This window comes from Nocardia cerradoensis NBRC 101014 (assembly GCF_000308535.1).
GTDB lineage: Bacteria > Actinomycetota > Actinomycetes > Mycobacteriales > Mycobacteriaceae > Nocardia > Nocardia cerradoensis.
Genome location: NZ_BAFW01000195.1, coordinates 1 through 12,207, shown reverse-complemented (window position 1 = coordinate 12,207; position 12,207 = coordinate 1). Strand labels below are relative to the sequence as shown.

General features: G+C 68.3%; 4 protein-coding genes and 1 tRNA gene. 3 read left to right on the top strand and 2 right to left on the bottom strand.

Annotated elements, in window-relative coordinates; genetic code table 11:
- Positions 1-376 (bottom strand): PPA1309 family protein (locus ON23_RS20540; RefSeq protein ID WP_373282210.1); only part of this gene is annotated, 376 nt, incomplete at its 3' end.
- A gap of 134 nt (positions 377-510) precedes the next feature.
- Here ON23_RS20540 and ON23_RS20535 point away from each other — a divergent pair.
- A complete protein-coding gene (locus ON23_RS20535) occupies positions 511-3,525 on the top strand; it encodes a UPF0182 family protein (protein WP_083904111.1) in 3,015 nt (1,004 codons plus the stop codon).
- A 96-nt stretch (positions 3,526-3,621) separates the two neighbouring features.
- Here the strand turns inward: ON23_RS20535 and ON23_RS20530 are convergent, their stop codons facing one another.
- Positions 3,622-4,161, bottom strand: a complete 540-nt coding sequence (locus ON23_RS20530) for a transglycosylase family protein (protein ID WP_039780150.1) — start codon at positions 4,159-4,161, stop codon at positions 3,622-3,624.
- A 614-nt stretch (positions 4,162-4,775) separates the two neighbouring features.
- Here ON23_RS20530 and ON23_RS20525 point away from each other — a divergent pair.
- Positions 4,776-4,849: transfer RNA gene (locus ON23_RS20525), tRNA-Met, on the top strand.
- 705 nt (positions 4,850-5,554) lie between these two features.
- On the top strand, positions 5,555-12,207 hold a 6,653-nt coding region (locus ON23_RS20520; protein WP_245556026.1), incomplete at its 3' end, for a type I polyketide synthase.

Below are 12,207 nucleotides of genomic sequence, written 5' to 3'. Positions count from 1 at the left end.
CGTTCGGCGGCAGCACCACGATCTGCTGCACCAGCACCACCCCCTCGACGGCCGGCGGCCAGCTGGTGGTGGCCAGGAATTCGTCGAGGGCCATCGAATCGCCGCTCAGATCGTCGGGAAGCGGTTCCTGGGCAATGGGAGTCAAGGCGGCCCCGTCGTCGAGCTGATCCTCGAGCGTCGGCTCGGCGGCCACCAGGTCGGCGGTCGGCACCAGCGCGAACAACTGCGGCGGCTGATCCCAGCCCTCGGTATCGGCGAACTCGGCCACGTCCCGGATGCAGCGGTACAGGGCGGAGGAGGGATTGTCCACAGTCACGGCCGACACTGTACGTCCACCACGAGCGCCCGCGTCCCCGCCACGGCATACCGGAGCCATCGCGATCCAAGCCGACCCGTTTTACGTAGAGTGGGGCGCGAGAGACGGTCCGCAGGGACCACACGCATCATCGGACTGCGGTGTATCGGCCGACAATCGCTTCGGTACGCCGCCGGACCTGGGAGAGTGGCATCGTGGGCATGCGCCCCCCGACAGGCTTACCTTCGCTGTCTCGACGCAGCCGGATATTGCTGATCACCGCGCTCGTGATCGCGGCGTTGCTGCTGGTCGGCCCGCGGTTGACCGACGCGTACACCAACTGGTTGTGGTTCGGCGAGGTCGGCTTCCGCCAGGTGTTCACCACGGTGCTCGTCACCCGGCTTCTGTTGTTCCTCATCGTCGCGGTCGTGGTCGGGGCCCTGGTCTGGCTCGCGCTGCTGGCCGCCTACCGCACCCGGCCGGTCTTCGTCCCGGTGTCTGGTCCCAGCGATCCGATCGCGCGCTACCGCACCACGGTGATGGGCCGGTTGCGGCTGTTCGGCATCGGCATCCCGGTACTGGTCGGCCTGCTGTCGGGCCTGGTCGCGCAGTCGAGCTGGGTCACGGTGCAGCTGTTCCTGCACGGCGGTTCGTTCGGGATCAAGGATCCCCAGTTCAACATCGACGTCGGCTTCTACGCCTTCGATCTGCCGTTCTACAAGCTGCTGCTGAACTGGCTGTTCGTGGCCGTGGTGATCGCGTTCTTCGCCAATCTCGTCACGCACTACATCTTCGGCGGGTTGCGGCTGTCGGGGCGTGAGGGCACGCTGACCCGCCCGGCCCGCATCCAGCTCGCGCTGATCGCCGGCACATTCGTGGTGCTGAAGGCGGTCGCCTACTGGTTCGACCGGTATTCGCTGCTGTCGAGCACCCGCAAGGAGCCCACCTTCACCGGTGGTTCCTACACCGATATCAACGCGGTGCTGCCGGCCAAGCTGATCCTGATGTCGATCGCGATCATCTGCGCGGTCGCGTTCTTCGCCGGTGTGGTGCTGCGCGATCTGCGCGTGCCCGCGATGGCGGCCGCTCTGCTCTTGCTGTCGTCGATCCTGGTCGGCGCGGTGTGGCCGCTGGTGGTCGAGCAGTTCGAGGTGCGCCCGAACGCCGCGACCAAGGAAGCGACCTATATCGAACGCAACATCACCGCGACCCGGCAGGCCTACGGGCTCACCGACGACAAGGTCTCCTATGTCGACTACAAGGGTTCGCAGACCAAGGATCCGGGCTCGATTCCGGCCGATCAGCAGACCATCGGCAATATCCGGCTGCTTGATCCGAATCTGCTGACCCAGACCTTCATCCAGCGCCAGCAGTTGCAGAACTTCTACGGCTTCCCGGATCCGCTCGACATCGACCGCTACACCATCAACGGCGAGAAGCAGGACTACATCGTCGCCGCTCGCGAGTTGGTGCCGCAGAACCTGTCCGGTAACCAGACCGACTGGATCAACAAGCACACCGTCTACACCCACGGCGACGGCTTCGTCGCGTCCCCGGCCAACCGGGTGAACGTGGCCCCGCCCAAGGAAACTCAGCAGGCCGCCACCGGCGCCGGCACCAGCAGCTCCAGCGGCGGATACGGATATCCGGTCTTCAACGTCGGCGACAAGTCGACGGTGAGCGATCTGTTCACGCCCAAGGACAAGCAGGCCATCCCGGTCGATCAGCCGCGCATCTACTACGGCGAGATGATCTCCAAATCCGATGCCGACTACGCGATCGTGGGCGGGAACAACCAGCCGCCGCGCGAATACGACACCGGCACCGACCAGTACACCTACACCGGCAAGGGCGGTGTGCCGATCGGCAACTGGTTCAACCGGCTCGCCTTCGCCGCCAAGTACGCCGAACGCAACATCCTGTTCTCCGGCGCCATCGGCTCGGATTCGAAGATCATCTACAACCGCGATCCGCGCAGCCGCGTGCAGCAGGTGGCACCGTGGCTGACCACCGACGGCGACATGTATCCGGCGGTGGTCAACGGGCGCATCCTGTGGATCGTCGACGCCTACACCACGCTGGACAACTTCCCGTATGCGCAACGCACCTCGCTGGAAGGCGTGGTCGAGGACAGCATCGACCAGAACACCGGTCGCACGCTGCCGCGCAAGGAAGTCAGCTACATTCGCAACTCGGTGAAGGCCACGGTCGACGCCTACGACGGCACGGTCAACCTCTACGACGTCGATCCCACCGATCCCGTGCTCAACGCCTGGCGTGGCGTGTTCCCGAACTCGGTGAAGCCGCAGAGCGAGATCTCGCCGGAACTGCGTGCGCATTTCCGGTATCCCGAGGATCTGTTCAAGGTGCAGCGCGAGATGCTGGCGCGTTACCACGTCAACGATCCGCGTGAGTTCTTCACCAACAACGCGTTCTGGTCGGTCCCCAACGATCCGACCTCCGACACCCCGACCAACGCGCATCAGCCGCCGTACTACGTGCTGATCGGCGATCCGAAAACCGGTCGGCCGCAGTTCAATCTGACCAGTGCGATGGTCGGCTTCAAACGCCAGTTCCTCGCGGCCTATATCCAGGTCGCGTCGGATCCGGAGAACTACGGCAAGTTCACGGTGCTCAAGCTGCCGACGGATTCGCAGACGCCGGGCCCGCAACAGGTCCAGACGTCGATGACCACCGATGCCCGGGTCTCGAACGATCGGACATTGCTGACCGGTGGCAACACCAACAAGATCAAATACGGGAATCTGCTCACCCTGCCCATCGGCGAGGGCGGCATCCTCTACGTCGAACCCTGGTATCTGGAACGCAACAGCGGGCCGACCACGGCGTCGTTCCCACAGCTGGTGAAGGTCCTGGCCTCCTACGGTGACAAGGTGGGCTATCAGTCCACGCTGGGTGATGCCCTCAACGACGTCCAGGACGGATTGGGCGCCGCGACGACGCAGCAGCCCGGCCAGGCGGCGATCAACCCGCCCGGTCAGCAGGGCAGTACCTCACCACCGCCGTCGAATCAGAACACGCCGCCGCCGTCCACGACCGCGCCACCGCCCACGACCGGGTCGGCCGGTAAGGACGCCGCGGTCAAGGAACTCAACGACGCCCTGAAGGGCGTCGAGGATGCGCAGAAGTCCGGTGACCTCGGCCAGTTGGGCAAGGCGCTGCAAGGTCTGCAGAAGGCCATCGACGATTACAACAAGGCCGGCGGTTAACCGGCTGCCGGTGATCGACGACGAACGGCGCCCCGGAATCATCCGGGGCGCCGTTCGTGTTCGGGTCGCAGCGTGCGCGGAACTACCGCGCCGCGGTCAGCGGCCCAGGGAGTCGATCAGACCGCTGTTCTGCTCGAGGATCTGCTGGAACTGGTGGCCCACACCGAACCGCTGCGCGGCCTGCTGGCCGGCGTCGGTGGCCTTGTTGATCAGGTCCTGGCGGTCGTTCGGCAGCTGCACCGGAGCGGTCGGCTCGGGCTGCGGGGCCGGCGCCGGCTGGGTCTCCTCGGCGGGCGCGTAGCGCAGGTACTGACCGCACACCGGCCAGGCGCCGGGGCCCTGGGTCTGCAGCACGTTCTCCGCGACGCGGATCTGCTCGTCCTTGCTCGCGTTCTGCGGCGAGCCGCTGCCACCGTTGGCGCTCCAGGTGGACTGCGTGAACTGCAGACCGCCGTAGTAGCCGTTGCCGGTGTTGATATTCCAGTTGCCGCCGCTCTCGCACTGCGCGACACCGTCCCAGTCGTGGGCGGGCGCAGCCGAAGCAGTGGTGGAAGCTGCGAACGGGACGGCAACAAGGGCGCCGGCGACGGCGGCGAAGCCGAGGGCGCGACTGCTGATCTTCCGGTTCTTGTTCATGGTGGTGTCCCTCCCTGCGCCCGCCGGCCCGGCGATGTTCCGCCGCGTCCCTGCCCCCAGGAGGTCGGGGATCCCCGAACCGCGGGGCAGGGTTGCCGGTGTGCAGCGGTTCGGGTCTGGATGCCCATCACGGGTTCGATCCGGGCCGCACTCGACCATAACGAACAGATCTCGACAGATCACGTCTTGATAACAGAGACAATTGCATGAAGCGAATAACCGGATTCGAGCGTTGATGCAGGTTGGCTATGCAGTGTTCGGGCATTCCGGTCGTGCGTTATGTGGTCGTTATGTGCGGTGAATCACGCCGAAACAGTGGCCCTGGTCACGTTTTTCCGGCCTGCTTTTTGGAAACGCGCGCGTTTCCCACGAGAGTTCTCCTCATTCGAGGTGTTGCGAGGTTTCCGTATCGAGTCGCCGGTTCGTCCGATTCGCGCGCTCGCGGGTGGGATTTCGGTGGTCGGTGTCGATGCGATCCGCGCATGGCCGGTCGGTATTTCGTGGGCGGGACGTTGCGGCGGTGGGGGCAAGATCGCGGCGGTGCTCCCCGAAATCGGTCCTGACCACCGGATTTGCTACGTCTGTCGACTCGTGTGTAATGTTGTGTTCACCGACGCGGGGTGGAGCAGCTCGGTAGCTCGCTGGGCTCATAACCCAGAGGTCGCAGGTTCAAATCCTGTCCCCGCTACTAGTGAAAAGGTCCCGGAACCAAGGTTCCGGGACCTTTTTCGTTTCCCATCGGGGTCTTTGTGTGTTCTCGCCGTGGCCCCTGTGTGTCCTCGCGGCGACTCGGCGCGGATCCGCGGCGGCGCATCGAGGATTCGCGGCGCATGAGCGCCGCACCCGGAGGGTCCGGAGCGGTCGTCAGTGTGGGTGTTGTGGCTCCGACGAGGCGAATTCGCAGGCAGTGCGCGGTTTTCGGCCTCGATACCGGCCGTGGGGTAGCGGCGCACGTCACACTGTTCCCACTGCTGGTAAGGCCTGGAGCGGCCAAATACTGTTCAGTAACTATGAGTCCTGTGCTGTTGTACGAACCCCGAAAGGGATCCTTGTGATAGATCACGGCGCCGTCGCGTAGATGCGGCGTACGCATCCCGCTCGGGCACTACCTCTTCTCCGCGCGCCTCGACACTCCGGCATACCCTCCGGCGCTTTGGCGTCGGTTACCCGTGGATCGGTTGCCGTACGGAATCCGGCATATCGGAGCGGCCGGCCTCGTCCGCTCCGAAGCGAATCCGGTCGCGTGTGGATGACGCTCATATATCGTTCGGGACTCTTCGCTGGGCCGTGAACGCGTCGAAAAACGTTGTATAGAAGCAGAATTCGTACTCTCCCGGGCAATTGGTGAGGGTGTTCGCGAGTTCGCGCGTTCATCGAGGAAGGAATTTCAGAGGTGACCGGATCGGCAAATGCCGTCGCTATCGTCGGTATGTCCTGCAGAATGCCGGGGGCGGCCGATCTCGACGGTTATTGGCAGTTGCTCAGAGATGGGCGTGCCGCGATCGGCGCGGCGCCGGCCGGGCGGGAGAACATCACCGAGCGAGCCGGTTTCCTGAGTACCGCAGGAGATTTCGACGCGGACTTCTTCGGGATCTCGCCCAACGAGGCGCGGGCGATCGACCCACAGCAACTGCTGGCACTGGAGCTGGGCTGGGAGGCGCTCGAGGACGCCGGCCTGACCGCCACGGCGAGCGACGGCAGGCGCTACGGCGTGTTCTTGGGTTGTACCGGAAGCGATTTCGCCGAACTCCTCGCCTCGCAGGGTGGCCCGGGCGTCGGCCGCCACTCGCTGTGGGGAGTCGGGCGCGGCATCATCGCCAACCGGGTCTCGAACTACTTCGGTTTCGGCGGCCCGAGCGTCCTGGTCGACAGCGCCCAGGCGTCGTCGCTGGTCGCGGTGCATCTGGCCTGCGAGAGCCTGCGCAGCGGGGAGAGTGAGCTGGCGCTGGCCGGTGGTCTGAATCTGATTCTGTCGCCGACCAGCAGCGAGCGGATCGAGCAGTTCGGCGCACAGTCGGCACTCGGCGCCTGCTACACCTTCGACGCGCGGGCCGACGGGTTCGTCCGGGGTGAGGGCGGCGCCATGGTGGTGCTGAAATCCCTGGACCGCGCGATCGCCGACGGCGACCGGATCCATGCCGTGATCCGCGGCAGTGCGGTCGCCACCGGTAACGAGCGCCGCGTGCTGAGCGCGCCCAGCCGTGACGCGCAAGCCGCGGCGATCCGCACCGCGCTGGCCGCGGCGGCCGTCGACGCGCCGTCGGTGCAGTACGTCGAACTGCACGGCACGGGGACACCGGCCGGTGATCCGGTGGAGGCGGCCGCGCTCGGTGACACCTACGGCCCGGATCGCGACACCCCGCTGGCCGTCGGCTCGGTCAAGACCAATATCGGTCACCTGGAGGGCGCTTCGGGTATCGCGGGCCTGGTCAAGACCGTGCTGTGCCTCTCCCGCCGGGAACTGGTCGCGAGCCTGAACTTCGAGACGCCGAATCCGCGAATCCCGCTCGGAGACTTGGGTTTACGCGTCGTCACCGATACCGAGGGCTGGCCCGCGGCAGCGGTGCGCCGGGCCGGGGTGTCGTCGTTCGGCATGGGCGGCTCGAATGCCCACGTGATCGTGGAGGAGGCGCCCGGCGCCGGCCCGGCCACGGCGGACGACGACACCGGCGCGGTGGCGTGGGTGGTCTCGGCCCGGAGCGAGGGCGGCGTCCGGGCGCAGGCGGCCCGGCTTCGGGAATGGCTGTTGCGCCATCCGGAGCCGACCGCGGCCGACGTGGGTTTCTCCCTGCTGACCACCCGCGCCCGAATGGAATGGCGCGGCAGCGTCGTCGGCCGGGACCGCGACGACCTGCTGGCGGGCTTGGCGGCCCTGGCCGACCCGGCCGCGCCCGCGGTGGCGATCGAACCCGCTGTCGGGCGGGCCGCGCCACGGCGGATCGCCTTCGTCTTCCCAGGACAGGGAAGCCAGTGGGAGGGTATGGCGCTGGGCCTGCTGGACGCGGGCGGCGCGTTCGCGGAGTCGATCGCCGAATGCGACGCGGCGTTGGCGCCCTACGTGGACTGGTCGCTGACGGCCGTGCTGCGCGGTGCGCACGACGCGCCCCCGCTGGACCGGGTCGACGTGGTGCAACCCGTGCTGTTCGCGGTGATGGTGTCGCTGGCGCGGATGTGGCGTGCGGCCGGTGTGGAACCGGATGTGGTGATCGGCCATTCGCAGGGTGAGATCGCGGCCGCCCACATCGCCGGCGGGCTGTCGCTGTCCGACGCCGCGCGGGTGGTGGCGCTGCGGTCGCGGGCGGTGGCCGAGGAACTGGCCGGGCAGGGCGCGATGGCCTCGATCGGGCTCGGCGCGGACGCGCTGCGCGAACGCCTGGCCTCGTACGGCGATCGGCTGTCGATGGCCGCGGTGAACGGGCCCGCTCAGAGTGTGATCGCCGGTGACGTCGAGGCGGTGGCGGAGTTCGTCGCCGCCTGCGCCGGTGACGGAGTGTGGGCCCGCCGCATTCCGGTGGACTACGCATCACATTCGAAGGCTGTGGAGCGGCTCCGCTCGCGGCTGCTCACGGAACTCGCGCCCATCCGCCCGCGCACCGGGTCCGTGCCGATGGTCTCCACGGTGACCGCTGAGCGGGTGGATGCCGCGGAACTGGATGCCGGCTACTGGTATCGGTCCCTGCGGGAGCCGGTTCGATTCGCCGATGCCGTCACCGCGCTGATCGCCGACGGTGTCGACGGTTTCGTCGAGGCGAGTCCGCATCCGGTGCTGACCATGGGCGTGGGGGTGACCGCCGAAGCGGCCGGTGCGGGCGCGGAGGTAGCGGTCGTCGGGTCGTTGCGGCGCGGCGAGGGCGGGCCGGAACGGTTCCTGGCCTCGCTGGCCCAGGCATTCTGCGCCGGTATGCCGGTGGCGCCGCGGGCGTTGGTGCCGGGGGGAACGCGAGTCGATCTGCCGCCGTACGCGTTTCAGCGTCGCGCGGTCGCGTCCGCTACGCCGGCCGCCCGCGCCGCGACCGCCGCGCGGATTCCCGAGGTCGAGGCCGGCGGCGACGAACAGACCGCGGACTGGGATGACACACCACTCGCCCGGCGACTGCGCGACGCCCCCGAATATCAGCACGACGCCCTCGTGCTCGACATCGTTCGCGAGCAGGCCGCGGCCGTCCTCGGTCACGAGTCGGCCGAGGCGATCCACCCCACGCTGCCGTTCACCGAGTTCGGCTTCGACTCCGTCAGCGGCGTGCAACTGCAGAACCGGCTGACGCGGGCCACCGGAATTGCCTTGCCGGCCTCGCTCGTCTTCGACCATCCGACCGCGACCGCCGTCGCCACACTGCTGCGGGAACGGATCACCGGCGCCGACCGCGAGCACCTGCCGGCGACGCGGCGCGGCACCGCGGACGAACCGATCGCGATCGTGGGCATGAGCGCCCGTTTCCCCGGCGGGGTGCGATCCGCGCAGGATCTGTGGGATCTGGTGGCCGCGGGCCGGGATGCGATCGGCGAATTCCCCACCGATCGCGGATGGGACCTGGACCGGCTCTTCGATCCGGATCCGGGAAAGCCCGGTACGGTCTACACCCGCCACGGCGGGTTCCTCAGTGGCGCAGCCGATTTCGACCCCGCCTTCTTCGGGATCAGCCCGCGCGAAGCGCTGGCGATGGACCCGCAACAGCGCCTGCTGCTCGAAACATCGTGGGAAGCCCTGGAGGACGCGGGTATCGACCCGACCTCGCTGCGCGGCAGCGATACCGGTGTCTTCGTCGGCGCCTGCTCGTCGGGCTACGCCGGACGGGTGACCGGTGACCTGGAGGGTTTCCGGCTGACCGGCACATCGCACAGTGTCATCTCCGGCCGCGTCGCCTACGTGTTCGGCCTGGAAGGTCCGGCGGTGACGGTCGATACGGCGTGCTCGTCGTCGCTGGTGGCGTTGCACCTGGCCTGTCAGGCGCTGCGTCAGGGCGACAGTTCACTGGTGCTCGCCGGTGGTGTCACCATCGCGGCCAGTCCCTACCTGTATGTCGACTTCTCCCGGCAGCGCGGTCTGGCACCGGACGGCCGATGCAAGGCGTTCTCCGCCGCCGCCGACGGTGTGGCCTGGTCGGAGGGTTCCGGTGTGCTCGTGCTGGAACGGCTGTCGGACGCACAGCGGCTCGGCCACGACATCGTGGCCGTCGTCCGTGGCAGCGCGGTGAACCAGGACGGTGCGAGCAACGGGCTGACCGCCCCGAACGGGCCGTCGCAGGAACGAGTGATCGCACAGGCCCTGGCCAATGCGGGCTTGTCGGCCGGCGACGTCGACGCCGTCGAGGCGCACGGCACCGGCACCACGCTGGGTGATCCGATCGAGGCGCAGGCGTTGATCGCCGCCTACGGACACGACCGCGGGGAACCGTTGCGGATCGGATCCCTGAAGTCGAATATCGGGCATACCGTGGCCGCCGCCGGGGTGGCGGGTGTGATCAAGATGGTGCAGGCGCTGCGCCACGAGCGGTTGCCCCGCACAGTGCACGCCGACACGGCGTCCCCGCATGTGGACTGGGCGGCGGGCGCGGTGCGGCTGCTGACCGATGCCGAACCGTGGCCCGCCGGCGATCGGGTGCGCCGGGCCGGTGTGTCGTCGTTCGGGATCAGCGGCACCAACGCCCACGTGATCCTCGAGGAGGCGCCGGCCGCGGAAAGCGTCGAAAGCGCTGTGGCGCAATCGGATACCGTCATTGCGAGCATCCCGCTGCTGGTCTCGGGCAAGGGGGAGGCGGGCCTGCGGGCGCAGGCGGCGACGCTGCGCACCTGGTTGTCGGAGCGGCCGCAGGCCGATCTCGCCGAGGTCGCCCGCGCGCTGGCCACCGACCGTGCGCACTTGGATTCGCGCAGTGTGGTTTTCGGCCGCGATCGCGACGAGGTGCTCGCGCGGCTGGCCGATCTCGCCGCGGCGCGTCCGGGGACCGACATCGTCGACGGCGTCGCCGGTGCGGGGCGGACGGCGTTCCTGTTCACCGGTCAGGGCGCGCAGCGGATCGGCATGGGCGCGGGCCTGTACGAGGCGTTCCCGGTTTTCGCCGAGGCGCTGGATGCGGTGTGCGCGCAGTTCGATCCGATGCTGAACCGTTCGCTGCGTGAGGTCATGTTCGGTGACGCCGCGCTGCTGGATCGCACCGAGTTCACGCAGCCGGCTCTGTTCGCCTTCGAGGTGGCGATGTATCGCCTGCTCGAATCCTTCGGTGTCACCGCGGATGTGCTGATCGGCCATTCCATCGGCGAACTCGCGGCGGCGTATCTGGCGGGGCTGTGGTCACTCGCGGATGCCTGCCGGTTGGTGGCCGCGCGGGGCCGGCTCATGGGGGCGCTGCCCGACGGTGGCGCGATGCTGGCGGTCGCGGCGACCGAGGCGGAGGTGAACGACGCCGTGGCCGAGCATCCGGGCCGGGTGTCGGTTGCCGCCGTGAACGCGCCCGGCGCACTGGTGGTTTCGGGTGACGAGGAGGCGATCGAGCGGATCGAGGCCCGATTCGCCGAGCAGGGCGCGAAGACGACGCGGTTGCGGGTCGGCCACGCCTTCCACTCGCACCGGATGGACCCGATGCTGGCCGAATTCGAGTCGGTAGCAGCGGAATTGACCTACCATCGGCCGCGGTTGCCGATGGTGTCGAATGTGTCCGGGCAGCTCGCCGGGGACGACATACTGGAACCCGAGTACTGGGTGCGGCAGGTGCGGGCCGCGGTGCGATTCGCGCCGGGGATCGAGACGCTGGCCGCCTCGGGCGTGCGCCGATTCCTGGAGCTGGGACCGGATGCGGTGCTGGCGGCGCTGACTCGCCGGATCCTGCCGGAGACCGCTGACTCCACGGTGGCCGCCGCCGCACGCCGCGATCACGACGAAACCCGGCAGTTGCTGACCATGCTGGCGCACGCCCATGTCGCGGGCGTGCGGGTGGATTGGACGCCCCTGTTCGGGCACCGGCCGCGAGGTCGAGTTCCGCTGCCCACCTATGCTTTCCGTCACCAGCGCTTCTGGTTGCCGCCGCGTGAGAGCGCCGGCGACCCCTCGGCCCACCCGCTGCTCACCGGCGTGGTGCCGGTGGCCGGTTCGGACGAGTTCGTCTTCACCGGCCGGTTCTCGCTGTCGTCCGATCCCTGGGTCGCCGACCACATGACCTACGGCACCGTCGTGTTGCCGAGTGCGACCCTCGTGGAATTCCTGCTGGTCGCGGGCGGCCGCATCGGATGCGATGTCCTCGACGAGCTCACCCTGGAGGCGCCGATCCTGCCCTCGGGTGACGACGAGGTCGAACTCCAGGTGTCGGTGCGGGAGCCGGATCCGAGCGGGCGACGGCCGTTCGTCTTCTATTTCCGCCAAGCGGGGGAGTGGGTGCGCAATGCCAGCGGCGTGCTGGCCCCCGCGTGGGACGGCGGCGATACGCTACTCGACCGCCTGCGCGACGAGCCGTGGCCTCCCGCCGACGCCGAAATCCTCGATACCGCATGGATTCCCGAGCGGATCGCCACCGGATCCGGCCTCGAATACGGTCCGGCGTTCCTCGGGGTCGAGGCCGCGTGGCAGCGGGACGAGACGGTCTTCTCCGAGATCGCCCTGGACACCGTGGCCGCATCCGATCCGGAACGGTTCGATCTGCATCCGGCACTGCTCGATCTGGTGATGCACGCCGGTCTGGCCGGACTCGTCTGGCGCGATCAGGACGGCGACCCGGACACCGGCCGGCTGCTGTTCCGCTGGGGTGGGGCCCGGCTGCATCAGCCGCTGGTGAAGGCGACGCGGTTGCGTGTCATCGCGGTAGCCTCCGGGCCGGAGACGATCTCGGTGGCGACCGTGGATGATTCGGGCCGGCCGGTCGTCTCCGTCGACGCGGTCGTCATGCGGCCCTACGACGTGCACCAGCTGCGCGGCGCCATGACCGCGGACGACGCCGCTCTCTACGAGCTGCAGTGGACGCCCATCGCGGCGCCGACGATCGTCTCCGCGAACCGGATGGCCGTACTCGGTTCCGAGTCGATCGCCGGAATCGACGCGTGCTATGCGTCACCTAC

Coding starts and splice junctions, on each gene's coding strand:
- ON23_RS20530 (WP_039780150.1), bottom strand. CDS start 4,161: ATGAACAAGAACCGGAAGATCAGCAGTCGCGCCCTCGGCTTCGCCGCC.